This is a genomic window from Microvirga sp., from assembly GCF_014699075.1.
GTDB lineage: Bacteria > Pseudomonadota > Alphaproteobacteria > Rhizobiales > Beijerinckiaceae > Microvirga.
On record NZ_JACXAB010000004.1, the window covers coordinates 248060 to 274058 of the forward strand.

The 25999-nt window shown below is 63.2% G+C and carries 23 protein-coding genes and 1 tRNA gene; 17 read left to right on the top strand and 7 right to left on the bottom strand.

Translation table 11 applies throughout. The features are described 5' to 3' along the window. Positions 1 to 3 precede the first annotated feature (3 nt). Positions 4 to 660 (bottom strand): alpha/beta hydrolase, encoded by a 657-nt coding sequence (locus tag IC232_RS08715; protein WP_036347451.1) that lies wholly within the window; start codon positions 658 to 660, stop codon positions 4 to 6. A 234-nt stretch (positions 661 to 894) separates the two neighbouring features. On the opposite strand from IC232_RS08715, the gene IC232_RS08720 reads away from it, so the two are divergent. From IC232_RS08720 to IC232_RS08745, 6 genes are all read left to right on the top strand, one after another. After that, positions 895 to 2067, top strand: a complete 1173-nt coding sequence (locus IC232_RS08720; RefSeq protein ID WP_190844705.1) for a cysteine desulfurase family protein — start codon at positions 895 to 897, stop codon at positions 2065 to 2067. Between the two features lie 69 nt (positions 2068 to 2136). Further along, positions 2137 to 3609, top strand: coding sequence for a Fe-S cluster assembly protein SufB (gene sufB / locus IC232_RS08725; RefSeq protein WP_190844536.1), 1473 nt, complete (start codon positions 2137 to 2139; stop codon positions 3607 to 3609). Between the two features lie 120 nt (positions 3610 to 3729). Then, complete coding sequence (gene sufC, locus IC232_RS08730; RefSeq protein WP_190844537.1) at positions 3730 to 4482, top strand: Fe-S cluster assembly ATPase SufC; 753 nt, start codon at positions 3730 to 3732, stop codon at positions 4480 to 4482. A 1-nt stretch (position 4483) separates the two neighbouring features. Then, positions 4484 to 5797 (top strand): Fe-S cluster assembly protein SufD, encoded by a 1314-nt coding sequence (gene sufD, locus IC232_RS08735; RefSeq protein ID WP_190844538.1) that lies wholly within the window; start codon positions 4484 to 4486, stop codon positions 5795 to 5797. 152 nt (positions 5798 to 5949) lie between these two features. Then, the gene (locus tag IC232_RS08740; protein WP_190844539.1) at positions 5950 to 7185 is read left to right on the top strand and encodes a cysteine desulfurase; all 1236 of its coding nucleotides are present in this window, start codon (positions 5950 to 5952) and stop codon (positions 7183 to 7185) included. Positions 7186 to 7270: 85 nt separating this feature from the next. Further along, positions 7271 to 7567: an SUF system Fe-S cluster assembly protein gene (locus tag IC232_RS08745; RefSeq protein WP_409564900.1), complete on the top strand. Its 297-nt coding sequence runs from the start codon at positions 7271 to 7273 to the stop codon at positions 7565 to 7567. A 127-nt stretch (positions 7568 to 7694) separates the two neighbouring features. On the opposite strand, the gene IC232_RS08750 is transcribed toward IC232_RS08745, so the two are convergent. Then, complete coding sequence (locus IC232_RS08750; protein ID WP_190844541.1) at positions 7695 to 8459, bottom strand: SDR family oxidoreductase; 765 nt, start codon at positions 8457 to 8459, stop codon at positions 7695 to 7697. Positions 8460 to 8659: 200 nt separating this feature from the next. Here IC232_RS08750 and IC232_RS08755 point away from each other — a divergent pair, with 200 nt between their 5' ends. Continuing rightward, a complete protein-coding gene (locus tag IC232_RS08755; protein ID WP_190844542.1) occupies positions 8660 to 9880 on the top strand; it encodes an FAD-dependent oxidoreductase in 1221 nt (406 codons plus the stop codon). Here the strand turns inward: IC232_RS08755 and ybaL are convergent. After that, positions 9779 to 11650, bottom strand: a complete 1872-nt coding sequence (gene ybaL / locus IC232_RS08760) for a YbaL family putative K(+) efflux transporter (RefSeq protein ID WP_190844543.1) — start codon at positions 11648 to 11650, stop codon at positions 9779 to 9781. The two genes, IC232_RS08755 and ybaL, sit on opposite strands and share 102 nt — an antisense overlap. Positions 11651 to 11823: 173 nt before the next feature. Between ybaL and IC232_RS08765 the strand changes: the two genes are divergently transcribed. Next, positions 11824 to 12204 (top strand): HesB/IscA family protein, encoded by a 381-nt coding sequence (locus tag IC232_RS08765; RefSeq protein ID WP_190844544.1) that lies wholly within the window; start codon positions 11824 to 11826, stop codon positions 12202 to 12204. Positions 12205 to 12207: 3 nt separating this feature from the next. Then, positions 12208 to 12615, top strand: coding sequence for a TfoX/Sxy family protein (locus tag IC232_RS08770; protein WP_190844545.1), 408 nt, complete (start codon positions 12208 to 12210; stop codon positions 12613 to 12615). On the opposite strand, the gene IC232_RS08775 is transcribed toward IC232_RS08770, so the two are convergent. Then, a complete protein-coding gene (locus IC232_RS08775; protein WP_190844546.1) occupies positions 12608 to 14095 on the bottom strand; it encodes a DEAD/DEAH box helicase in 1488 nt (495 codons plus the stop codon). The genes IC232_RS08770 and IC232_RS08775 overlap by 8 nt on opposite strands. A 185-nt stretch (positions 14096 to 14280) precedes the next feature. Between IC232_RS08775 and IC232_RS08780 the strand changes: the two genes are divergently transcribed. The 3 genes from IC232_RS08780 (at position 14281) to IC232_RS08790 (ending at position 16880) form a co-directional block, all read left to right on the top strand. Continuing rightward, entirely contained in the window at positions 14281 to 14979 is a 699-nt protein-coding gene (locus IC232_RS08780; protein ID WP_190844547.1) for an alpha/beta fold hydrolase, read from the top strand. A gap of 308 nt (positions 14980 to 15287) precedes the next feature. Then, positions 15288 to 15917 (top strand): outer membrane protein, encoded by a 630-nt coding sequence (locus IC232_RS08785; protein ID WP_190844548.1) that lies wholly within the window; start codon positions 15288 to 15290, stop codon positions 15915 to 15917. Positions 15918 to 16142: 225 nt separating this feature from the next. Next, on the top strand, positions 16143 to 16880 hold the full coding sequence (locus IC232_RS08790) for an outer membrane protein (protein ID WP_190844549.1): 738 nt from the start codon (positions 16143 to 16145) through the stop codon (positions 16878 to 16880). A gap of 254 nt (positions 16881 to 17134) precedes the next feature. On the opposite strand, the gene glnA is transcribed toward IC232_RS08790, so the two are convergent. Next, entirely contained in the window at positions 17135 to 18544 is a 1410-nt protein-coding gene (gene glnA / locus IC232_RS08795) for a type I glutamate--ammonia ligase (protein ID WP_190844550.1), read from the bottom strand. Between the two features lie 70 nt (positions 18545 to 18614). Beyond that, a complete protein-coding gene (locus tag IC232_RS08800) occupies positions 18615 to 18953 on the bottom strand; it encodes a P-II family nitrogen regulator (protein WP_036352735.1) in 339 nt (112 codons plus the stop codon). A gap of 180 nt (positions 18954 to 19133) precedes the next feature. Here IC232_RS08800 and IC232_RS08805 point away from each other — a divergent pair, with 180 nt between their 5' ends. Then, the gene (locus IC232_RS08805) at positions 19134 to 20621 is read left to right on the top strand and encodes an NAD(P)H-hydrate dehydratase (protein ID WP_190844551.1); all 1488 of its coding nucleotides are present in this window, start codon (positions 19134 to 19136) and stop codon (positions 20619 to 20621) included. Here the strand turns inward: IC232_RS08805 and IC232_RS08810 are convergent. Next, a complete protein-coding gene (locus IC232_RS08810; RefSeq protein WP_190844552.1) occupies positions 20614 to 21954 on the bottom strand; it encodes a multicopper oxidase family protein in 1341 nt (446 codons plus the stop codon). The two genes, IC232_RS08805 and IC232_RS08810, sit on opposite strands and share 8 nt — an antisense overlap. Positions 21955 to 22125: 171 nt before the next feature. Here IC232_RS08810 and IC232_RS08815 point away from each other — a divergent pair. The 4 genes from IC232_RS08815 (at position 22126) to clpX (ending at position 25895) form a co-directional block, all read left to right on the top strand. Next, positions 22126 to 22210 (top strand) — tRNA-Leu (locus IC232_RS08815). 113 nt (positions 22211 to 22323) lie between these two features. Beyond that, entirely contained in the window at positions 22324 to 23691 is a 1368-nt protein-coding gene (gene tig, locus IC232_RS08820) for a trigger factor (protein WP_190844706.1), read from the top strand. A gap of 77 nt (positions 23692 to 23768) precedes the next feature. Further along, positions 23769 to 24401, top strand: a complete 633-nt coding sequence (locus tag IC232_RS08825; protein ID WP_190844553.1) for an ATP-dependent Clp protease proteolytic subunit — start codon at positions 23769 to 23771, stop codon at positions 24399 to 24401. Positions 24402 to 24626: 225 nt separating this feature from the next. After that, positions 24627 to 25895 carry an ATP-dependent Clp protease ATP-binding subunit ClpX gene (gene clpX, locus IC232_RS08830; protein ID WP_036352724.1) on the top strand — a complete coding sequence of 423 codons (1269 nt, stop codon included), beginning with the start codon at positions 24627 to 24629 and terminating at the stop codon, positions 25893 to 25895. Positions 25896 to 25999: the final 104 nt, after the last annotated feature.

Here is a 25999-nt window from a genome sequence, read left to right on the forward strand (position 1 = left end):
CGCTCAGGCGGCTTCCTCGGCATTGCCCAGGCGCTTGTCGAGGTACTCGTCGACGGACACCATCAGCTCGTCGACACGGCCGTCGAAGAAGTGGTTGGCGCCGTCGATGACGGCGTGTTCGAGCTTCACGCCCTTCTGGGTCTTCACCTTCTCGATGACGCTGATCACATCCTTGACCGGCGCGACACGGTCTTCCGAACCGTGCACGAAAAGGCCGGAGGACGGGCAGGGGGCGAGGAACGAGAAGTCGTAGCGGTTCGCCATGGCGGCAATCGAGATGAAGCCTTCGATCTCCGGGCGGCGCATGAGGAGCTGCATGCCGATCCAGGCGCCGAAGGACACGCCGGCGATCCAGCAGGCGCGGGCGTCCGGGTTCATGGCCTGGGCCCAGTCGAGGGCGGCGGCCGCATCGGAAAGTTCGCCCTGACCATGGTCGAAGGCGCCCTGGCTGCGGCCGACGCCGCGGAAGTTGAACCGCAGCACCGAGAAGCCGCGCTTCGCGAAGTCGTAGTACAGGTTGTAGACGATCTGGTTGTTCATCGTCCCGCCGAACTGCGGGTGCGGGTGCAGGATGATGGCGATGGGAGCGCCCTTTTCCTTGGCGGGCTGATAGCGCCCCTCGATGCGACCGGCAGGACCCGTAAAGATGACTTCAGGCATGAACGCGAACCTCTTGCTCACCCCTCCATCGGGAGAGGGAAAACCCATGACAGCCTTGACTCCAGGCCGGGGTTCCTCATAAAAGAACCCTTAGAATTATTCTAAATTGTTCCAATGTTTCATTTCATCCGGGCAGCATAGTCCAGCGGATGAGACATCGGACAGATGTGGTTGCGGTGCTTTAGCACGGCAACCTGGGTCGATTGCAAGAATTTCCTGAGGCTCACGGCAGCTATGGCGGCAGGCCAGCGCACATATCTCGACCATAATGCGACCTCGCCCTTGCGGCCCGAGGTTGCCGAGGTTGTGCTGCGCGCCCTCCAGCTTCCCGGAAATGCCTCCTCGGTCCATGCCGAGGGCCGTGCCGCCCGGGCCGAGATCGAGCGGGCACGCGAGCAGGTGGCCCGCCTCGTGGGTGGGCGGACCAAGAATGTCATCTTCACCAGCGGGGGCACCGAGGCCGCCAATCTCGTTCTGACGTCGGGCTTCCGCCGCCTCGGTCAGCCGGGATGCACCCGGCTCTTGCTGGGTGCTGCCGAGCACCCATGCGTACTCAACGGACACCGATTCTCCCCGGACGCTGTCGAGATCATCCCCGTCGATGCCAACGGAGTCCTTGATCTGGCTTGGCTCGAAGTTCGCCTCCGTGAGGTTGGCGAAGAACACGTTCTGGTCTCTGTTCAGCTTGCGAACAACGAGACTGGCGTGCTCCAACCCGTGGCCGAGGTGGCCCGTCTCGTTCATGAGCATGGCGGGTTGGTCCACACCGACGCGGTTCAGGCCGCCGGCAAGATCCCGGTCGACATGGCCGAACTCGGGGTCGATGTGCTCACCCTTTCGGCTCACAAGATCGGTGGGACTAAGGGCATCGGCGCCGTGGTTCTTGCCTCCGACCAGTTCGAGATCGCCGATCGCCTGATCCGAGGCGGCGGGCAGGAGAAGGGCTTTCGGGCCGGCACGGAGAACGTGGCGGCCATCTCGGGCTTCGGCGCTGCCGCCGAGATCGCCTCAAGCATCCTTGAGCAGGAGGCTGAACGGCTTAAGGCTCTACGGGATGAGGCCGAGACGCTGGTCCGCCGCATTGCGCCGGATGCGGTTGTTGTGGGCGCGCAAGCTGAGCGGTTGCCTAATACCTTCGCCTTTGCCATACCCGGCCTCAAGGCCGAGACGGCATTGATCGCCTTCGATCTGGTGGGGGTGGCCCTGTCCTCCGGTTCGGCCTGCTCGTCCGGAAAGGTCAAGCGGTCGCATGTGCTCGACGCCATGGGCGTGGAGCCGGCCCTCGCTGAGGGTGTTTTGCGCGTGAGTTTGGGGTGGTCGACCACGAAAGAGGACGTAATCCGTTTTGCGGAGGCGTGCGAAAGGGTGGTCGGCACCTTATATAAGCGGAAGGCGAGCGCGGCCTGAACGGCCTCGCTTTTGCATTCCATGTCATCAACCCGCGGCCCTTGAAGCCGTGAGCGGTGGGAGAGACAGATGCCTGCAGTGCAGGAAACAATCGATCAGGTCCGTCTGATCGACGTCGACCAATACAAGTACGGCTTCGAGACCGAAGTCGAAATGGAAAAGTCCCCGAGGGGCCTCTCCGAGGACGTGATCCGCTTCATCTCGGCCAAGAAGGGCGAGCCCGAGTGGATGCTCCAGTGGCGCCTCGACGCCTATAAGCGCTGGCTCACTATGAAGGAGCCGAACTGGGCGCGCGTGTCCTACGACAAGATCGACTACAACGACATCTATTACTATGCCGCGCCGAAGAAGAACCCGGCGCCCAAGTCCCTGGACGAGGTCGATCCTGAGATTCTCAAGACCTACGAGAAGCTCGGCATTCCGCTGCGCGAGCAGGAGATCCTGGCCGGCGTCGAGCCGCAGCGCCGGGTCGCCGTGGACGCGGTGTTCGATTCCGTGTCGGTTGCCACGACCTTCAAGGAAGAACTCGCCAGGGCCGGCGTGATCTTCATGCCGATTTCCGAGGCCATTCGGGAATACCCGGATCTCGTGAAGCAGTATCTCGGCTCGGTCGTGCCGGTGACGGACAACTTCTTCGCCACCCTCAACTCGGCCGTGTTCACGGACGGCTCGTTCGTCTACATCCCGCCGGGCGTGCGCTGCCCGATGGAGCTGTCCACCTACTTCCGCATCAACGAGAAGAACACGGGCCAGTTCGAACGTACCCTGATCATCGCCGACAAGGGCTCCTACGTGTCGTATCTCGAGGGCTGCACGGCCCCGAAGCGCGATGAGAACCAGCTTCACGCCGCCGTGGTCGAGCTGGTGGCTCTTGACGATGCCGAGATCAAGTATTCCACCGTGCAGAACTGGTATCCGGGCGACGCGGAAGGCCGTGGCGGCATCTACAACTTCGTGACCAAGCGCGGCGATTGCCGGGGCAAGAACTCGGTCATCACCTGGACCCAGGTCGAGACGGGCTCCGCCATCACCTGGAAGTACCCGTCCTGCATTCTGCGCGGCGACAACTCCCGCGGCGAGTTCTACTCGATTGCGGTGTCGAACGGCATGCAGCAGGTCGATTCCGGCACCAAGATGATCCATCTGGGCAAAAACACCACGAGCCGGATCATCTCGAAGGGCATCGCGGCTGGCCGCTCGGAGAACACCTATCGCGGCTTGGTTTCGGCCCACCGCAAGGCCACCGGCGCGCGCAACTTCACCAACTGCGACTCGCTGCTCATCGGCAACCAGTGCGGCGCGCACACGGTGCCGTACATCGAGTCGAAGAACGCCACCGCCGTGTTCGAGCACGAGGCGACCACATCGAAGATCTCCGAAGATCAGATGTTCTACTGCCAGCAGCGCGGCCTTTCGGCAGAGGAGGCGACGGCGCTGATCGTGAACGGCTTCGTGAAGGATGTGCTGCAACACCTTCCGATGGAGTTCGCGGTCGAGGCGCAGAAGCTGATCTCGATCTCGCTCGAAGGCTCGGTCGGTTAACGAACAAGCGTCATCCCGGCCAAGCGCAGCGCGAGCCGGGATCGCGAAAACCAGTTCAACTCGGATAACGATCCTGGATCGGCCTTCAGCCGTCCGGGATGACGTGAATGGAATTCAACAATGCTCGAAATCAAGAACCTGGTTGTCCAGATCGAGGACAAGCGCATTCTCAACGGCCTCAACCTCACCGTGAACAAGGGCGAGGTCGCCGCCATCATGGGGCCGAACGGCTCCGGCAAGTCGACCCTGTCCTATGTGATCGCCGGGAAGGAGGACTACGAGGTCCTCGATGGCGAGATCCTGCTCAACGGCGAGAACGTGCTGGAGATGGAACCTGACCAGCGCGCCGCCGCTGGCGTGTTCCTGGCGTTCCAGTACCCGCTGGAAATCCCCGGCGTCGCCTCCATGACCTTCCTGAAGGCCACCCTCAACGCCCAGCGCAAGGCACGCGGCGAGGCGGAACTGACCACGCCGGATTTCATCAAGCGCGTGAACGCGGCTGCCACCCAGCTCGAGATCCCCAAGGACATGCTCAAGCGCGCCCTCAATGTCGGCTTCTCCGGCGGTGAGAAGAAGCGCATGGAGATCCTGCAGATGGCGCTGCTCCAGCCGTCCTTCTGCATCCTGGACGAGACCGATTCCGGCCTCGACATCGACGCGCTGCGCATCGTGTCCGAGGGCGTGAACGCGCTCCGCTCAGACGACCGCGCCTTCCTGGTCATCACCCACTACCAGCGCCTGCTCAACCACATCGTGCCCGACACCGTGCACGTCATGTCGGCCGGCCGCATCGTGAAGACGGGCGGCAAGGAATTAGCGCTGGAACTCGAGGCCAACGGCTACGCCGATTACCGGGAAACTGAGGCTGCTTGATATGGCTGACGTCACCCTCATGAAGACGCCGGCGGAAACCGCGCTGGCGCAGGCTTTCGAGAGCGCCAAGACCCTGTTGCCGGGCAATGTGGAATCGCGCGCTCAGGCCTTCGAGCTCTTCACCCAGCGTGGCCTCCCGCACCGCCGGGTGGAGGAGTTCAAGTACACCGACCTGCGCGCCTTCCTGCGCGAGATTGCGCCTTTCGCTTCGGCTCCCTCGGCTGACGAGGCCAAGGCCGCTCTGGCAAACGCAAAGGCGCTCGCCGGTGCTGAGGCGCTGCAGGTGCCGTTCGTGAACGGACATCTCGTGCGCGAGGCGGTGGACTTCCACAATCTCCCTGAGAACGTGGAAATCGTCCCCCTGACCGAGGCGCTCGCCGACAATCATGATTGGCTCGCCAAGCTCAGCCCCGTGAAATGGGCGAGCGAGAATCCGGTCTACCAGCTCAACACGTCCTTCATGGCCGACGGGGTGATGATCCGGATCGCCGGACCGGTCGAAACGCCGGTTCACCTGCGCTTCGTCACCTCTGCAACTTCGGCCGTCGCCACGGCAACGCGCATTCTCGTGGTCGTGGAGAAGGGCGCCTCGGTGACCCTGTTCGAGACGCACGAGAGCACGAACGGTGCCAACCACCAGCCGAACGATGTGATCGAAATGATCGCAGGCGACCGTACCAACGTGCAGCATGTGCGCGTCAATGCCGAGGGCGACAAGGCGCTGGCTCTCTCCACCCTTGCCGCCAAGATCGGCGGCGAGGCGGTGTTCAACAGCATCAACGTGGTGGCCGGTTCCGCCACATCCCGGCACCAGGTCTTCGCCGTTCTCGACGGTGAGAATACCAACCTGCGCGTTAATGGCGCCACCATGCTGAAGGGCATGCAGCACGCCGACTCGACGCTGGTCGTGGAGCATGCGGCTCCCCATTGCGAGAGCCGCGAGCTGTTCAAGACGGTCATCGACAACGAGGCGACCGGCGTCTTCCAGGGCAAGATCATTGTCCCGCATCATGCCCAGAAGACCGATGGACGCATGATGTCGGCAGCGCTCCTCCTGGAAGAGGGCGGCTCCATGAACAACAAGCCGGAACTCGAGATCTTCGCGGACGACGTGCAGTGCGCCCACGGTGCTACCTGCGGCCAGCTCGACGAGGACCTCCTGTTCTACCTCATGGCCCGCGGCCTCCCCAAGAAGGAGGCCGAAAGCCTCCTGGTTCAGGCTTTCCTGGGCGAGGCGCTTGAGTTCGTCGAGAACGAGGCCGCCCGCGAGGCGCTTGTCGGCACGGTTGAGGGCTGGCTGAAGGCGCGCGCCTGATGTTTCCCTCCCCCTTGCGGGGAGGGTGGCTGGAGTGAGCGCAAGCGAACGGAAGTCGGGTGGGGGTGGTGCAGAATGAACCGCATAGAGTGCCTTCTGCACCACCCCCACCCCTGACCCCTCCCCGCAAGGGGGAGGGGAAAGAGGCAGCGATGAACATGCAAGTGAAGCCATACGACATCGAAGCCGTCCGGGCGGAGTTTCCGATCCTGGCGCAGCAGGTCTATGGCAAGCCGCTCGTCTATCTCGACTCTGCCGCCTCGGCCCAGAAGCCGCGTGCGGTGATCGACGCCATGGTGAACACCATGCAGACGGGCTACGCCAACGTTCACCGTGGCCTGCACCACATGGCCAATGTGGCGACGGAAGGCTTCGAGCGCGCCCGCGAGACCGTGCGCGAGTTTCTCAACGCCGGTTCCATCGACGAGATCGTGTTCACCAAGTCGGCCACGGAAGCCTACAACCTCGTGGCGGATTCCTTCGGACGCATAAATATCGGGGAAGGCGACGAGATCATCCTCTCCATCATGGAGCACCACTCCAACATCGTGCCCTGGCATTTGCTCCGCGAGCGCAAGGGTGCGGTGATCAAGTGGGCTCCGGTGGACGACGAGGGCAACTTCCTCGTCGAGGAGTTCGAGAAGCTCTTCTCAGCCAGAACCAAGATTGTCGCCATCACCCACATGTCGAACGTGCTGGGCACGGTGACGCCGATCAAGGAGATCATCCGCATCGCCCATGACCGTGGCGTTCCGGTGCTGGTCGACGGGGCTCAGGGCGCGGTCCATCTCCAGGTGGACGTGCGCGATCTCGATGCGGATTTCTACGTTTTCACCGGCCACAAGGTCTACGGGCCGACGGGCATCGGCGTGCTCTACGGCAAGCGCGAGTGGCTGGAGAAGATGCCACCCTACCAGGGCGGCGGCGAGATGATCCGGGAGGTGCTCTGTGAGGGCATCACCTACAACGACCCGCCGCACCGCTTCGAGGCGGGAACCCCGCCGATCATCGAGGCCATCGGCCTCGACGCGGCTCTCAGGTTCATGATGAGCCTCGGGCGCGAGAACATCCAGGCCCACGAGGCGGCACTGTCGCAATATGCGCATGAGCGGTTGCGGGCCATGAACTCTGTGCGCATCATCGGGCAGGCCAAGGGCAAGGGCGCCATCATCGCCTTCGAGATGAAGGGGGCGCATGCCCACGATGTCGCCACCGTGATCGACCGGCAGGGCGTCGCGGTCCGGGCCGGCACGCACTGCGCCATGCCGCTGCTGAACCGCTTCGGCGCAACCTCGACATGCCGGGCCTCGTTTGGCCTCTACAACACCATGCAAGAAGTCGATAAGCTGGCGGACGCCCTGCAGAAGGCGGAAGCCCTGTTTGCTTGAGGATGAACCTGTGAACGACCAATCCCCATCCAACGCGCCGCAGGTGTCCCCTGGCTCCGCGATCCCGCCGGAAGAGCTCGACCGCATGACGGACGACATCGTCGCGGCCCTGAAGACCGTTTATGACCCGGAGATCCCGTCCGACATCTACGAGCTCGGCCTGATCTACCGGGTCGACATCGACGATGACCGGAACGTCGCCATCGACATGACCCTGACGGCTCCAGGCTGCCCTGTGGCCGGCGAGATGCCCGGCTGGGTGGAGAACGCCGTCGCCACGGTTCAGGGCGTCCAGAGCGTCAAGGTGAACATGGTCTTCGATCCGCCGTGGGATCAGAGCCGCATGTCCGACGAGGCGCGGGTCGCGCTCGATATGTGGTGAGGCTTAGGCTTCAGCCCTTTTGAATTTTGCGACGTCATGGCCGGGCTTGTCCCGGCCATTTTCATTTGAAACTCACTGTCATTCCGGGCTCGCACCAGAGGTGCGCCCCGGAATGACAAGAGGGCATTTATGTCCGGTTGATAGACACGCCTCCGTCGACGAGCAGGGCCGTTCCCGTCGTGAAGCTCGATGCGTCGGAGGCAAGGTAGAGCGCCGATCGGGCGATTTCCTCGGGCCGGGCAAGCCGCTTCAGAGCGTAGAGGCCCTCGACAAACGCCTTTGCTTCGGGCGTGCTGATCCAGGCTTCGGCCAAAGGCGTATCCGTGCCGCCCGGCAGTAAGGCGTTGACGCGGATGCCCCGTGGGCCGAATTCGCTGGCGAGAGACTGGGTGAGGCCGATCAGACCCGACTTGCTGGCAGCGTAGGAGGCGGCCCCGGGGAATCCTGCCGTGTAGCCGACGAAGGTCGAGGTGAAGATCGCGGAGCCGCAACCGCGGTCGAGCATGGCCGGGATCTGGTACTTGGCACCCAGAAAAGCCGCCGTGAGATTGACCGCGAGAGTCTCATTCCACCCGGCCAGCGAGGTGCCAGGCGTCGGCCCCATTTCGCCATTCATGCCCGCATTGTTGAAGGCAATGTCGAGGCCGCCGAACTGGCTGATCGCCGTCTCGACCAGCGCGTGGGCCAGAGCCTCGTCCTTGATGTCGCCGGCCAAAGCGACGGCGCGTCCGCCCTCCGCCTTGATCTCTGAGACCAGCTCGTTCAAGGCATCTGAACGCCGTGCGGTGACGATGACGTTGGCACCCTCACGCGCAAAGAGCCGAGCCGTGGCATAGCCGATGCCCGAGCTGGCGCCGGTCACAATGGCAGTCTTGTTCCTAAGCGTTGTCATATTGAGATCTTTCCTCATCGAGCTCATGGCTCTGGATTGGGATCTCAAATTACTCCCCGGCTTCCGACCCGCTTTCTGCGCCCGATTCCTGTGATGGGGCTTGGTCTCACATCATTCCCCCTGTCTGGCTTTGGCTTGGGAGGAAAACACGCTAGGCTCGGCTTGCATCCGAGAGGTTGCTGGTCTTCCTGAGGGAGCCGATGAACACGCCTCATGCGTCTGAAACCCTCCACGTTCGCTGCTGCATTGCTGGCGGTGGGCCGGCCGGCATGATGCTGGGGCTTCTGCTGGCCCGGCAGGGCGTGGAGGTGCTGGTTCTCGAAAAGCATGCGGATTTCCTGCGCGATTTCCGTGGCGACACCATTCACCCGTCGACCCTCGAGGTCATGCACGAACTCGGCCTGCTCGATGAGTTTCTCGCCCGGCCGCACCATCGCGTCCAGACGGTCAGCCTCGTGGTCGGAGGCGTGCCTCTGACGCTCGGCGACTTCTCGCATCTGCCGACCCGCTGCAAGTTCATCGCCTTCATGCCGCAATGGGAGTTCCTCGACTTCCTGGCCGATCACGCCCGCGAGTACCCTCACTTCAAGCTCCGGATGCAGGCGGAGGTGACGGATCTGATCGAGGAGCAGGGCAGGGTCGTGGGGGCTCGAATTTCGACACCGGAGGGACCCCTTGAGGTGAGGGCCGATCTCCTGGTGGCTGCCGATGGCCGACGCTCCGTAGTGCGCGACAAGGCAGGCCTAGAGGTGCTGGATGTGGGCGCGCCGATGGATGTGCTGTGGATGCGGGTATCGAAGCACGCTGGTGATCCGAGCCAGCTGCTCGGGCGCATCGAAGCCGGTCAGATGCTCGTGATGATCGACCGGGGCGATTACTGGCAGTGCGCCTACCTCATCGCAAAAGGTTCGCTGGAGCGGCTCAAGCAGGAGGGGCTTCCGGCTTTCCGGGAGAAGCTCACGCGGGTTGCTCCATTTTTGGCAGATCGTCTTGAGGAGCTGCAATCCTGGGATGACATCAAGCTTCTGACCGTCGCAGTCGACCGGCTCAAGCAATGGTACAGGCCGGGGCTACTCTGCATCGGCGATGCGGCCCATGCCATGTCGCCCGCGGGCGGAGTGGGCATCAATCTCGCGATCCAGGATGCAATTGCAACAGCCAACATTCTCGGGCCGCGGCTCAAGCGCGGCCCCGTCGCTGTTGAGAAGCTGGCTCTCGTGCAGAAACGCCGCGAGTGGCCGACCCGGATGACTCAGAGGCTGCAGGTGCTGCTCCAGAACAGGCTGATCACGCCGGTTCTCAACAGCACGCAGCCCGTCTCACCGCCCTGGCTCATCCGGTGGCTGGCGCAGCAGCCGCTGTTCCGGCGCATCCCCGCCCGCCTTGTCGGCATAGGCTTTCGGCCCGAGCACGTGCGCTGACGCTTCTGTCTCCTGATCCCCGTCCAGAATGTCATCCGCCTCCTCGACGGAGGACAGCACCGGCGCGCGGGGAGCGTCGGGCACGGCGGCGAACATGGCGCGGGCGATTTCCTGCTCACCCATCACGATCCTGGTCGCACCATGTTTCATCACATGCTCCTCCTGGGCGAAGGAGTGGGCGCGCACGATGATCGGCAGGTCAGGATTGATCCTGCGGGCCTGCTCCACGACCTGTCCGCTCTCGAACGCATCGGGAATGGCCACCAGCAGGCAGCGGGCCTCCCCAATGTTGGCGGCGGCTGCCACTTCCGGATCGGCCGCATTGCCGACGAGGACCTCACGCCCGTCCTTCTGCAGATCGGCGACCTGCTCCTTGTTGGTCTCGATCACGAGCAGGGGGGCACCGATGGCTGCCATCTTGCGGCTGATGTACTTGCCGACCCGTCCATGGCCGACAAGCACCACGTGATCGGTGAGACTCGTGACAGGGAGCGGTTCGCGTGCCGCGTCCGCGGCTGCCTTCTCGGCGGCGATGGCTTCCTTTTCCGCAGCGACAGCAACAGCCTTCGCCTGTGCTCTGGCGGTCTCCCGCTTCGTGAACCACCGGTCCAGCACCGTGAAGAGGAACGGGTTGGTCAGGATCGACAGGATAGCGCCGGCCAGAATAAGATCGTGCCCCTTCTCGGGCAGGATCTGAAGACCGACCCCTAAGCCTGCCAGAATGAAGGAGAACTCGCCGATCTGGGCAAGGCTCGCCGCGATGGTCAAAGCTGTCGAGTTCGGGTGGCCGAAGAGCCGGACGATGGCGAAGGCCGCCAGCGACTTGCCTACGACGATGATCAGGAAGGTGGCGATGACCGGGCCGAAATCGGTGATGAGGATCATCGGGTCGAACAGCATGCCGACCGAAACGAAGAACAGAACCGCAAAGGCATCCCGCAGGGGCAGGGTCTCGGAGGCCGCCTGATGGCTGAGCTCCGACTCGCTCAACACCATGCCGGCGAAGAAGGCTCCGAGGGCGAAGGACACGCCGAACAGCTCCGCGGCGCCGAAAGCAGCCCCCAGGGCGATGGCCAGGACGGCCAGGCGGAAAAGCTCCCGTGAGCCGGTATGGGCCACATAGTGAAGGATCCACGGGATCACCCGGCGGCCGATGATCAGCATGACGGCCACGAAGGCGATGACTTTGCCAAGTGTCAGGCCCAGAGAGATCACGATGGATTCGAGATCCGCCGATCCGCCGGAGGTGGCAGCCGCGAAGGCTGGCAGCAGCACCAGGGTGAGCACCATGGCCAGATCTTCCACGATCAGCCAGCCGACGGCGATGTGGCCGCGCTCGGTTTCCACGAGGCGTCGCTCCTGCAGGGCCCTGAGCAGCACGACCGTACTGGCGACCGAGAGCGCCAGGCCGAAAACGATGCCGCCTCCGATGCTCCAGCCCATGAGCCATGCGAGGCCCATGCCCAGAGCCGTGGCGCTGGTGATCTGCACGACGGCGCCGGGAATGGCGATGGCGCGGACCGAGAGGAGGTCCTTCAGGGAAAAATGAAGGCCGACGCCGAACATCAGCAGAATGACGCCGATTTCGGCGAGCTGGTTGGCCAGCCCCTGGTCGGCAACATAGCCGGGGGTAAAGGGACCAACCAGGACGCCGGCGACCAGGTAACCGATCAGTGGGGAGAGCCGGAAGCGATGCGCCAGGGCGCCAAAGACAAATGCCAGAACCAGGCCGACAACGATGGTTGAAATCAGCGGCGTGTGATGCGGCATCTGCTCTCCTTCGGACGGGCGATTTTTGGGGATGGCTTCATCCCGATATGGTCGACCTCGGCCGTTGGGGCAACCCTCAATGGTCTCGACGTTTGCCCTTCGACCGCTTATCTATTGCTCATGTGAACTCGTTCTGCCCGGGCCTTGAACCCGGCTGTCAGGAGAGAAGGCTTATGGCTCTACCCGGTTTCAAGGTCGTCACCTTGACCGACGCGGCGGCAAACCGCGTCAAGGATATCATCGGCAAGGCGGATCGTCCCATCGTGGGCGTACGCGTCGGCGTGAAGAACGGCGGCTGCGCCGGCATGTCCTACACCATGGAATATGCGGAAAGCGTCAACCCTCTCGACGAGGTGGTCGAGGACAAGGGCGTGACCGTGCTTATCGACCCCAAGGCGGTGCTGTTCCTGCTCGGAACCGAGATGGACTTCCAGACGACCAAGATGTCGTCCCAGTTCGTGTTCAACAACCCGAACCAGACCTCGGCCTGCGGCTGCGGCGAATCTGTCGCCATCACGCCGGCGACCCCGCCCGTACTCCAATCAGCGGAGTGATGTATGGACGCCGAGGCTATCCGCGACGTCTTTCGCAGCTTCGGTCCTGTTCATATCCGACGGATGTTCGGCGGGAAGGGGATCTATCAGGACGAGCTGATGTTCGCCCTGGAGGCGGGTGGCGAGCTTTACCTCAAGGCGGATGAGGAGAGCGTCAAAGCCTTCCAGGAGCTGGGCTCCCGGCCCTTCACCTTTGAGACGAAGGATGGCCGCACGACTCTCACGAGCTACTGGCTCATGCCGGAATCGGCCCTGGACGATCCTGATGAGGCACGGGAATTTGCGGCCGTGGCCCTGAGTGCAGCCCGGCGCGCCAAAGCCCGCAAGGGCGCCAAGACGGCTTCGACCAGAAAAGCTCCCAAGAAGGCTCCCGGGAAAACCCGGAAGACTGCTCCCGAGCCCGCTACTTGACCTTCTTGACAGTCACCGGCCGCATGAGGAAAGCCGGGACGTGATCGCCGAGGCCGATGACGCGCTCATCGTCATCTTCGCGCCGGGAGCGGCCCTGATATCCCTGGTCCGAACTCCGGCTCCGCTCAGGCCGTTCCCGCTCGCGGCGGGGCGCGCGACTCGGCTGCTCCTCACGGGGAGCCGGAACCGGGCGTGCGACCGGAGCCTCTTCTCGTGCCGCTTCAACAGGCTCCTGGGATCGCCCTGAGGACCGTACCTTGACCTTGCGGCCGCGTGAACGCTCTTCACCACGTTCGCCCCGCTCACCACGCCCGCCGCGACGGCGGGAGGAGCCCTCGGATTGCGGACGCTCGGCCAGGGTCGGGCCCTGCCATTCGACCGGCTGGCCGATCAGCTTCTCGATCGCCGCGAGGGATTTTTCATCGCCCGGACCCACCAGCGTGAAGGACTGGCCGGCACGCCCGGCGCGGCCCGTGCGGCCGATGCGGTGAACGTAATCCTCGGCATGGTGCGGGATGTCGTAGTTGAACACATGGCTCACGGCCGGGATGTCCAGGCCGCGGGCCGCCACGTCGCTGGCGACCAGGATCGGCATCTCGCCGGTCCGGAAGCTGTCGAGGGCCGCCATGCGGGCGTGCTGATCCATGTCGCCATGGAGGGCCGCTGCGGCGAAACCATGCTTTTGCAGGGAGCGATGAAGGACGGCTACGTCGCGCTTGCGGTTGCAGAACACGATGGCGTTCTGCAGGTCCGTGGCGTTGCGGATCAGCTCGCGCAGCGTCTCGCGCTTCTCAAAATCCTCGCGGCCCGTCGACACGAGGCGCTGGGTGATGGTGGAGGCCGTCGAGGCGGCGCGGGCCACCTCCACCTTGACCGGATTGTGCAGGAAGGCGTCGGCCAGGCGCTGGATCTCCGGCGGCATGGTGGCGGAGAAGAACAGGGTCTGCCGGGTGAAGGGCACGAGCTTCACGATGCGCTCGATATCCGGGATGAAGCCCATGTCGAGCATGCGGTCGGCCTCGTCGATGACGAGGAGCTCGACGCCGGTGAGCAGGAGCTTGCCGCGCTCGAAATGGTCGAGCAGGCGGCCGGGGGTGGCGATCAGCACATCGACGCCGCGGGTGATCTTGGCGTCCTGGTCGCCGAAGGACACGCCGCCGATCAGCAGGGCCACGGAGAGCTTGTGGTTGATGCCGTACTTATCGAAATTATCCTCGACCTGGGCAGCGAGCTCGCGCGTCGGCTCGAGGATGAGCGTGCGCGGCATGCGGGCCCGGGCGCGGCCGGTTTCCAGCAGCGTCAGCATCGGCAGGGTGAAGGCGGCCGTCTTGCCCGTGCCGGTCTGGGCAATGCCCAGCACGTCCTTTCGGGCGAGCACATGGGGGATGGCCTGAGCCTGGATCGGCGTCGGCTCCGTATAGCCTGCGCTGGATACGGCCTGTTGAACTTTCTCGCTAAGTCCGAGTTCGGCGAAGGACATGAATTCTCATTACCGTTGGGCTGGGCGCGCTCTTGAAGTGCCGGCCGCGCTCTACGGCAACAAACAGGCGCGAAACTGGTTTCACCTGAGGCTCTTGCTCAAGTTGAGGAGTGGCCGGACCATAAGAGAAGCTATGCGCTTGTCAATCCAGGCGAACTTGCCGGGGAACACTTGAGGAAGATTTGATGGCCGAAACGCTCGTTTTGATTCCCGGTCTGGCCTGCACCTCCCGCCTTTTCGAACCACAGATGGCCGCGCTTGGATCTGAGCGTGCGATCCTGGTCGCGGATCACACCCGCGATGATTCGATCCCGGCCATCGCGGCCCGCATCTTAAGGGAAGGGCCCGAGCGTTTTGCCGTCGCCGGCCTCTCGATGGGTGGGTACATCGCCCTCGAGGTTATGCGACAGGCACCGGAGCGGGTTTCGCGGCTGGCTCTGCTCGACACCAGCGCGCGGCCCGATTCAGTGGAGGCGAGCCAGGATCGTGAGAGGCTGATTGTCCTGGCCCAGGCAGGGCAGTTCGAGGACATCCATTCCAAGCTCTGGCCCCGCCTTGTGCACCCCGGCCACCAGGCTAACCGGAACCTGCAGGACGTCGTGCTCGGCATGATGCGGGAAACGGGAACTGAGGCCTATATCCGCCAGCAGCGGGCGATCATGGCACGCGTCGACTCGCGTCCGAGCCTTCCAGGAATCGAAATCCCGACTCTGGTGCTTGTCGGGGAGGGGGATTCCATCACGCCGCCGGAGATTGCGCGGGAAATGGCCGAGATGATCGAGTGGGCTTCCCTGGTGATCGTGCCTGAGTCGGGGCATCTGTCGACTTTGGAGCAGCCCGAGCGCGTCACGCAGGCACTCAGCTTGTGGCTGAACAAGGATTAACCACAATCCCGCAGATCCCTTGCGGGGTTCTTCGCAATCATGGTCAATGATTGGTTACTGCGGCTTCCTAATATAGCGGACAAGTTTCGCCCAAAGATAAGGCATTGATAAAAAAGGATTGTTTCGCTTCCAGTGTTGAGCGGAGACGTGTCCGAAGCCACTTGGGCAAGGTGAAATACACAGGCAGAACAACCGGGAAATGAGCAAACTCGCCGTTGGGGTATCGACTGTGGCAGGAAAGTGACAGACGGAGCGTCAGGCTTGAGCTAGAAGCTGTGCCACATCCTTCCAACAGATGGACCAAACAAATGAAAAAGATTCTCCTCTCTTCGGTTGCTCTGCTCGGCCTCGCCACCGGCGCTGTCGCTGCTGACCTTCCTTCCCGTCGCGCTCCGGCTCCGATCATTGCCGCTGCTCCGATCTTCACCTGGACCGGCTTCTACGTCGGTGTGAACGCCGGCTACGGCTGGAACGCCAATGACGAAGTCACCATCGGTGGCATCACCTACGACCTCGACGACGACGGCGGCTTCGTCGGCGGCGCCCAGGCTGGCTACAACTACCAGATCGGCTCGTTCGTGGTCGGTCTCGAAGGCGACATCCAGTACGCTGACTTCGGCGGCGAAGATGACGACTTCGACGGCGTCCTGGGCGAAGACTTCGACAACAGCGACTGGTTCGGCACGGTTCGTGCTCGCGCCGGTGTGGCCTTCGACCGCGCTCTGATCTACGCAACCGGCGGTTTCGCCTTCGCTGACGACGCCACCGGCTGGACCGTGGGTGGTGGTGTGGAGTACGCCTTCACCAACAACCTGTCGGCTAAGATCGAAGGCCTCTACGTCAACCTCGATGGCGACAACGACATCGTTGGCTTCGACGATGAGTACGAGTTCGGCGTGATCCGCGCTGGCCTGAACTTCCGCTTCGGCACCTACTAAGATCCATCGCTTCGGCGATCGACGAAAAGGCCCGGGTCACCCCCGGGCCTTTTTGTTTGCTTATCACGGCAATGATCCGGATCTCGTGAGACCAGAAGCTTGGTCGGAGCTGCTCACTCGATCAGAAGTATCTTACGCAACGTAATTGTGTTTTGCACATCACAGTCTAGGAAGGGAATCCGTTGTAGAAGTAGCGGCGGTGCCTTTCCTAAATGGATTCTGACAATGAAAAACGTACTTCTGTCCTCAGTTGCGTTCCTTGGATTGACCGTTGGTGCCGTTGCGGCGGACCTCCCATCCCGCATGGCTCCGGCTCCAGTCGCTGCCGTTCCGGTGTTCACCTGGACTGGGTTCTATGTCGGTGTGCAGGCCGGCTACGCGTGGGGTGACAGCTCAGGTACGATGACGATCCCGACAGGGGTTCTCCCGTTCACCGAGGACGGCGATTTTGACGGCTTCGTCGGCGGCGCGCATGTCGGGTACAATGTGCAATTCGGCTCGATCGTTGCAGGTCTTGAGGCCGACGTAGAAGGCACCGGTATCGACGGCACCTTTGGTCGGATCAGCCCCACAACCGGATCGACCAATATCGGCGACAGCAACATCACCGTGCAGGGCTCGCTGCGGGCTCGCCTCGGTTTCGCTTTCGACCGTGCCTTGATCTATGCGACCGGCGGATTGGCTTTCGCCAACTTCGAAACCGACTACGCATTCCTTGATACGACGACAGGCGGCAGAGACACTGCCAGCTTCGACGACACGGAATGGGGATGGACTCTCGGCGCCGGTGTTGAATATGCCTTCACCAACAACCTGACGGCCCGTCTTGAGTACCGCTACTCCCAGTTCGACGACCTCAGCCACGATCTGACACCAGTCTTCACTGGCCGCACGTCGAACGACGTGGAAACCGAATTCCACACGATTCGCGCTGGTTTGAGCTCCAAGTTCGGATCCTACTAAGACTATCATCATGGCAATCGAAAAGGCCCGGTCACTCCGGGCCTTTTCTTTTGAGAAGAACGTTCTTCCAGAGTGGCAGAAGCTCGCAGAAGAGGCTTCAGCGACAGAACAAAAAAGCCGGAGCCAAAAGGCTCCGGCGGAGGAAGGCTGCGGATCCGCAGCCGGGAGGATAAGCGTCTGGTCGATGCTCTCACCCAAGCAGGAAGCATCGAATTGGATCCCAAAAGTGCAAGTCCACTTTTGGGTCCGATGCTTTAGACGGAGTAGTACATCTGGAACTCGACCGGGTGCGGGGTCATCTCGAAGCGAGCAACCTCGGCCATCTTCAGCTCGATGTAGCTGTCGATGAAGTCGTCGTTGAACACGCCGCCGGCCTTCAGGAACCCACGGTCCTTGTCGACGCTGGCCAGCGCCTCGCGCAAGCTACCGCAGACCGTCGGGATCTTCTTCAGCTCGCGCGGAGGCAGATCGTAGAGGTCCTTGTCCATGGCCGGGCCCGGATCGATCTTGTTCAGGATGCCGTCGAGACCGGCCATCATGATCGCAGCAAAAGCGAGGTATGGATTGGCGGTCGGATCGGGGAAGCGGATCTCGACGCGCTTGGCCTTCGGCGACGTCGTCCACGGAATGCGGCAGGAGGCCGAGCGGTTGCGGGCCGAGTAGGCCAGCAGCACCGGAGCCTCGTAGCCCGGAACGAGACGCTTGTAGGAGTTCGTCGAGGGGTTGGTGAAGGCGTTGAGCGCCTTGGCGTGCTTGATGATGCCGCCGATGTACCACAGGCATTCCTGGGACAGGTCGGCATACTTGTTGCCGGCGAACAGCGGCTTGCCGCCCTTCCAGAGGGACTGGTGGACGTGCATGCCCGAGCCGTTGTCGCCATAGACCGGCTTCGGCATGAAGGTCGCGGTCTTGCCGTAGGACTGGGCGACATTGTGGATGCAGTACTTGTAGATCTGCATCTCGTCGGCGGTCTTCACGAGGGTGTTGAACTTCGTGCCGAGCTCGTGCTGGGCGGAAGCCACCTCGTGGTGGTGCTTCTCGACGGTGACGCCCATAGCCTTCATGGCCGCCAGCATCTCGCCGCGCATGTCCTGAGCCGAGTCAAGCGGCGGAACCGGGAAGTAGCCGCCCTTGGTGGGAATGCGGTGCCCGAGGTTGCCGCCCTCATAAGGCGTATCACCGTTGGTCGGCAGCTCGGCGGAATCGAGCTTGAAGCCGGTGTTGTAGGGATCGGCCATGAACTTCACGTCGTCGAAGATGAAGAACTCGGCCTCGGGGCCGACATAGACGGTGTCGGCGATGCCCGTGGACTTCAGATAGGCCTCGGCCTTCTTGGCGATGCCGCGCGGGTCTCGGTTGTAGGGTTCGCCGGTGGCGGGCTCGAGGATGTCGCAGTTGATCGCCATGGTGGAAGCCGCGAAGAACGGATCCATCTGGGCCGTCGTCGGGTCGGGCATGAGGGTCATGTCGGACTCGTTGATCGCCTTCCAGCCGGCGATGGACGAGCCGTCGAACATGATGCCGTCGGCGAACATGTCCTCGTCGACCATCGACACGTCGAAAGTCACGTGCTGCCACTTGCCGCGCGGGTCCGTGAAACGGAAATCGACGTACTGAACGTCGTTGTCCTTGATCGCCTTGAGCACATCCTTGGCGGTCTGCATGGTCGTTTGGTCCTCTTCTGCCCTTGAGAATCGTCCTTGGCCGTCAGGCCTTGGCTTTAAGAAAGCGAGCTTAGATCGCGTCGGATCCGGTCTCGCCCGTGCGGATACGAACGGCCTCTTCGACCGTCGAAACGAAAATCTTGCCGTCGCCGATGCGGCCGGTCTGGGCTGCCTTGCGGATGGCCTCGATGGCGGCGTCCGCCATATCGTCGTTGAGAACGATCTCGAGCTTCACCTTCGGCAGGAAGTCCACGACGTATTCCGCGCCGCGGTACAGTTCGGTGTGGCCCTTCTGACGGCCAAAACCCTTGGCCTCGATCACGGTGATGCCCTGGAGGCCCACTTCCTGGAGAGCTTCTTTGACTTCATCGAGCTTGAAAGGCTTGATGATGGCTTCGATCTTCTTCATCCCGTTCAACCGTTCTCGTTCAAGGTTTTGCTGCTTTTAGCACCAGCCGGGAGGAGCCTTCCATGGTCTCGTCGATTCAAAATCGGCCGTTCTGCTGCCTTGCTGAGCATCTTCTGCTCAAACTTTGTGCAGTTGCGGAAAACCTCGCCAAATCCTGAAAAACGGGTCCATTTTGCTCCCATGACAGCTTCCGAACTCATTCTCACCCCCTCGCAGATGAAGCTGGCCGATCTGGAGACCATCGCGGGCGGGATTCCAGGGATCGAGCTCATGCGACGCGCCGGGCGCGCCGTGGCCGACGGTGCCGAAAAATTAGCCTCTCCGGGTGCCAGGATCGTCGTGGCGGCCGGGCCCGGCCAGAATGGCGGTGACGGCTTCATCGCGGCAGCCCTTCTGTCCGAGCGCGGCTACCAGGTGAGCCTTGGTCTTCTGGGCGCCCCCGACCGGCTGACCGGCGATGCTGCCGAGGCTGCCAGGGATTGGACGGGTGAGGTAGGGCGGATCGAGGATCTCTCCCTCGATGATGCGGACCTCATCGTCGACGCCCTGTTCGGCACAGGTCTCGCACGCGATCTGGAGGGCGCCGCCCGGCTCGGCGTGGAGCGCATGAACGCTTCGGAGCGCCCGATTCTCGCGGTGGATCTGCCTTCGGGCATTGACGGCGATACCGGGGCGGTGCGGGGCGTGGCCGTCAAAGCCACCCGGACCGTCACATTCGCGGCCCGCAAGCCTTGCCATCTGCTCATGCCCGGCCGGGCCTATTGCGGCCCGGTAGAGGTGGCGGATATCGGGATCAGCCGCAACACACTGGTAGCCAAGGGCGGCAATCTGTTCGCCAATATCCCAGACCTCTGGAATCACGTGCTGCCCAGGCCCGGGCTCTCGTCCCACAAATACGAGCGGGGCCACACCCTGGTCGCCTCCGGCGGCGCAACCCGGACTGGTGCAGCCCGGCTCGCCGCGCGAGCGGCCCTTAGGGTCGGCTCCGGCCTCGTGACCGTGGTCTCGCCGCCGGAGGCCCTTGGAGTCAACGCAGCCCATCTCACAGCCGTCATGCTACGGGGCTGCGATGGACCGGAGGGCCTCAACACGATCCTGCAGGACCCGCGCTTCAACGCCTTGGTGCTGGGGCCGGCGCTCGGCATTCATGCGGGTACCCGCGCCATGGTCGCCGTGGCGGTCCACGCCAGGCGCAGCCTCGTGCTGGATGCCGACGCACTGACCTCCTTTGAAGGACTCGCCTCCGAGCTGCACGGCGCCTTCAGGCATGCGCCGACCGTGCTCACGCCCCATGACGGCGAGTTCAGCCGGTTGTTCAAAGGACACCCGGATCTCGTTGATCATGCATCGAAAATCGAGCGTGTGCGGCGCGCCGCTGCGTATACGGGCGCGGTGGTGGTTCTCAAGGGGGCTGACACCGTCATTGCCGCGCCGGATGGCCGCGCGGCGATCAACGAGAACGGCACACCGTATCTGGCAACGGCCGGGTCGGGCGATACGCTCTGCGGCCTGATTGCCGGCTTGATGGCTCAGGGCGTGCCCGCATTCGAGGCGGCCTGCGCCGGGGTGTGGATCCATGCCGAGGCCGGGGCGAGCTTCGGACCGGGGCTGATCGCTGAGGACTTGGCAGAGCTGGTGCCGGCGGTGCTGCAGGGCCTGCTCAGGTAACCTCGATCCAAGTCCACAAGCCCGCATCGAACCGCTCCAGCGCGGTCGAGGCCAGGAGCCACTTGCCGGGGTTATCGGCCACGAAGGCGATGCGCGTGGTCTTGTTTTCCGGCACCTGGATCGTGTCCAGCCAATAGGGCTCCCAACCGTCGTCAAGGGCATGGAGAAGTCTGACGCTGTGGCCATGGAGATGGAGCGGCTGCATGAACGCGGTCTGGTTCGTCAGCGTGAGCACGACGGGCGTGCCGCGTTTCACCTTGACGAGAGGAGCGCCGTTCGGCTGTCCGGCGGCTCCATTGATGGTCCATGGAACGTTTGGCGCCTTCGGGTCGCCCTTGATCACCACATCCTTGCGGGTGGCATTCTGCAGCTTGATCGTCTCCGGCAGCTTCGTATTCGCCGGCAGCGGAGCGATGGCTGGCAGGGCCGGGCGCTTCTCGCCGGCGGTCGCGATTTCAATGAGAGGCAGGCCGTTGCCGAGCATGGCCGTCACGGCGCCCGTCATGCCCGCGTCTGAGGCAAGATCCACGAGCAGCTCATAACGGGTGCCGGGCGCAAAGGGCAGGGAGGCGCGCAGGGGCTCGAAGGTGCTGGTCGGCTGCCCATCGGCGGCAATCACATAGGCCTTCAGCCCATCGAAGCGCAGGCGCATGGCGCGGGCGTTGCAGGCATTCGCGAGCCGAAGCCGGAGCCGCCCGCCGGGAGGGGCTTCGATCCGCTGCGGCGTCGGCTTGCCGTTCAGGCTGAGCCAGCTCCCGAGCCGGCCGGCGGGAGCGGCTTCTCCAGACTTATCGAAAGGTGCCAACAAGCCATCGTCGTTCAGGCCCCAGTCGTCGATCAATAGAGCAAGATCCTGATCGACCTGCGGAGGGTTGGCCTCCTCTACGATCAACAGGCCCGACAGCCCGCGCTCCTGGGGCTCTGCGCTGCCGCCGGGCACGCAAGGGCGGATCAGGAAGGTGCCTGCATCCGGCGGAGTGAGGCGGTAGTCGTAGGTCTGGCCGGGCGCCACCGGCTCCTGGGTCAGTCCGCCGACGCCGTCCATGGCGTTCGGGCCGCGAACCCCGTGAAAGTGCAGGGACAGGGGCAGGGCGGTCTCGTTCCGCAGCTTGAGGCGCAGCTCAGCGCCTTGCTTGACCCGCACGACAGGGGCGAGGGAGCCGTTGAAGGTCCACGCCTCGACATCGCTCGCCGCATCCGGCCGAAGCCGCAGCTTGTCCGGCCGTGCGGTGAATTCCTGGACGGAGGAGCCCGCGTCCTGGGTCCATCCCATCCGGGGCAAGCCAATCAGGGAGGTGGCGAGGCCGGCGGTGAGGGCGCGGCGGGTGATCATGCAGGAGGCTCGCAAGGGCTTGAGGGTGCAGGTATGGGTACAGCGTTGAACGTGAACGGCCAAGTTTGGTTGCCAATTGGCCGCACACGAACTTTTTTGATGCACACATTCTCAAGCATGCTATAGAGCCGCGTCCCGGAAGAGGGGCGCGTTCGCGCGCGCTGCTCCCGCGCGGGCGTGGCGGAATTGGTAGACGCACTGGATTTAGGTTCCAGCGACGCAAGTTGTGGGGGTTCGAGTCCCTCCGCCCGCACCAATCCCGTCAGGGTTGGATCCGGAGGCTCCGAGCGGCTCAGGTGATGGCATGCGCCGCATCGGCCGGAGCCTGGATTTGAAATTCTTTTCGAGTGGATGAAGGCGAATAGTACCATGCAGGTGACGGAAACACTGTCCCAAGGCTTGAAGCGAGAGTTCAAGGTCGTGCTCCCGGCCACCGAGTTGGAAGAGCGCCTGAACAGCGAATTGTCGACCCTGAAGGACCGGGTCCGGCTCAACGGTTTCCGCCCCGGCAAGGTGCCGGTGGGTCACCTGCGCAAGGTCTATGGCCGTTCCGTCATGGCCGACGTGCTGCAGAACGCCGTCAATGAGGCGAACCGCAAGATCGTCGAGGACAACAGCCTGAAGCTCGCGAACGAGCCCCAGGTCCAGTTCCCCGAGAGCCAGGACGAGGTCGAGAAGGCCATGGACGCAAAGGGCGATCTGGCCTTCACGGTTGCCCTCGAGGTCCTGCCGGACTTCGAGCTGGCCGACCTGTCCGACGTTGCCGTCACGAAGCCGGTGGCCGAGATCACCGACGCCGAGGTCAACGAATCGCTCGAGCGCATGGCCAAGCAGAACCGCTCCTTCGAGACGAAGGACGGTGAGGCGGTGTCCGGCGACCGCGTGGTCGTGGACTTCGTGGGCCGCATCGACGGCACCGAGTTCGAGGGCGGCAACGGCCAGGATATCCGGGTCGAGCTCGGCTCCAACACCTTCATCCCGGGCTTCGAGGACCAGCTCGTCGGCCTCAAGGCAGGCGACACCAAGCTCGTGAAGGTCACCTTCCCGACGAACTACATGGCCGCTCACCTGGCCGGCAAGGATGCCGAGTTCGACGTGACCGTGAAGGAAGTCGAGGCTCCCGGCGAGCTGAAGATCGACGACGAGATGGCCAAGGGCTTCGGCATGGAGTCCCTGGACAAGCTCAAGGAAGCGATCCGCGACGCCATCAAGCGCGACTTCGACACCCAGTCCCGCCGCAAGGTCAAGAAGGACCTCCTGGACGCCCTGGATGCCAGGTACAGCTTCGAGCTGCCGCCGACCCTGGTCGAGCAGGAGTTCACGGCCGTGTGGTCGCAGGTCATGGGCGACATGAAGTCGAACAACCGCACCTTCGAGGATGAGGACACCACCGAGGACGAGGCCAAGGCCGAGTACCGCAAGATCGCCGAGCGTCGCGTGCGCCTCGGGTTGGTCCTTGCACAGATCGGTGAGAAGTCCGATATCAAGATCTCCGACGATGAGGTGACTCAGGCCCTCATCGAGCGGGTCCGTCAGTACCCCGGCCAGGAGCGCCAGGTTTGGGAGTTCTACCAAAAGAACCCGCAGGCCCTAGCTGAAATCCGGGCTCCTCTGTTCGAAGAGAAAGTCGTCGACCAGATCCTGTCCCAGGTGAAGGTGAACGAAGAGACCGTCTCCAAGGACGCGCTCTTCAGCGACGAGGACGAAGACGGAGAGAAATCCGGCAAGGGCGAGTAACGCTCCCTTAAGCGTCTCGTTGCTTGCATGAATTGGACGGCCGCGAATCTGCGCGGCCGAACTGGAGCAGTGAGACAATGAGAGATCCGGTAGCGCTCTTAAACAATACGCTCGTCCCGATGGTGGTTGAGCAGTCGAACCGCGGCGAGCGGGCATTCGACATCTATTCGCGCCTTCTGCGCGAACGGATTATCTTCCTCACGGGCCCAGTCGAAGACTACTCGGCCTCGCTGATCGTGGCGCAGCTTCTGTTCCTCGAGGCCGAGAACCCGAAGAAGGAAATCTCCTTCTATATCAACTCGCCCGGCGGCGTGGTGACCTCGGGCCTGTCGATCTACGACACCATGCAGTTCATCCGCTGCCCCGTCTCGACGCTGTGCGTCGGTCAGGCAGCCTCCATGGGCTCCCTCCTGCTGACGGCCGGCGAAAAGGGCATGCGCTTTGCGCTCCCGAACGCCCGGATCATGGTCCACCAGCCGTCCGGCGGCTACCAGGGCCAGGTCACGGACATCATGATCCACGCCCGCGAGAGCGAGGCTCTGAAGCGCCGGCTGAACGAAATCTACGTCCAGCACACCAGCCAGCCCTACGAGGCCATCGAGCGGGCTCTGGAGCGCGACAACTTCATGACCGCCGAGGCTGCCCGGGAGTTCGGCCTGATCGACCAGGTGATCGCCAAGCGCCCTGAGCCGGCAGCCACTCCGGCCTAATCCTTAAAACCTGGGGACAAATTCCTCCAGGGTGCGTCTTTTTGGCGGGCAATTCCGTTTCTATTGATCCCGTGCTCTGCGCGTGATTGCATATGGATTCGGAGCACATAGCGATTTGATCGTTCAATTCTTAGCGACGGAACCTTTCGTTAGGTCCGTCGCTCATAAACTTAGAAGAAGTATCGGGCCGGAAGGGCCGTCCCGGTGCGGATTGGAGATGTGATAATGACCAAGGCTGGCGGCAACGACTCCAAGAGCACGCTGTACTGCTCCTTTTGCGGCAAGAGCCAGCATGAGGTTCGCAAGCTGATCGCTGGCCCGACGGTTTTCATCTGCGATGAATGCGTCGAGCTCTGCATGGACATCATCCGCGAAGAGTCGAAGTCGTCTCTCGTGAAGTCCCGCGACGGGGTTCCGACCCCGAAGGAAATCAGCCGCGTTCTGGACGATTACGTGATCGGCCAGGAGCACGCCAAGAAGGTGCTCTCGGTAGCGGTCCACAACCATTATAAGCGCCTGGCCCATGCGACGAAGCACAACGACGTCGAATTGGCCAAGTCGAACATCCTGCTGATCGGTCCCACCGGCTCGGGCAAGACCCTGCTGGCTCAGACCCTGGCCCGGATCCTGGACGTGCCGTTCACCATGGCGGACGCCACGACCCTGACCGAGGCGGGCTACGTCGGCGAGGACGTGGAGAACATCATCCTCAAGCTGCTCCAGGCCTCCGACTACAATGTCGAGCGGGCACAGCGCGGCATCGTCTATATCGACGAGATCGACAAGATCTCCCGCAAGTCGGACAACCCCTCGATTACCCGCGACGTATCGGGCGAGGGCGTGCAGCAGGCGCTCCTGAAGATCATGGAAGGCACCGTCGCCTCCGTGCCTCCCCAGGGCGGCCGCAAGCACCCGCAGCAGGAGTTCCTGCAGGTGGACACCACGAACATCCTGTTCATCTGCGGCGGCGCCTTCGCGGGTCTCGAGCGGATCATCGCCAGCCGCGGCAAGGGTACGTCCATCGGCTTCGCGGCTTCCGTGAGCTCGCCGGATGACCGCCGGACGGGCGAGATCTTCCGCGAGGTGGAGCCCGAGGATCTGCTGAAGTTCGGCCTGATCCCCGAGTTCGTCGGCCGTCTGCCGGTCCTGGCGACCCTGGAGGACCTCGACATCGACGCCCTGAAGACCATTCTGCAGGAGCCGAAGAACGCCCTGGTGAAGCAGTACCAGCGCCTCTTCGAGATGGAGAACGTCCAGCTGACGTTCCAGGACGAGGCCCTGACCCTCATCGCCAAGAAGGCGATCGAGCGTAAAACAGGCGCCCGCGGCCTGCGGTCCATCATGGAAGGCATCCTGCTGGAGACCATGTACGACCTCCCGGGCCTCGACTCCGTCGAGCAGGTGGTGATCGGGCCCGAGGTGGTGGAGGGCAAGGCCAAGCCGCTCTTCATCCACGGCGAGCGCAACGATCAGGCCGCCAGCGCCAGCGCTTAAAGCCGGGCTCAGGGGCTCCCTATGAACCCAACCGTTGCGGGCGATCTTCTTGAAAGGATAGGTCCGCAACGCCACATTATCTCTTGCGCCGGAGTTGTCTGCTC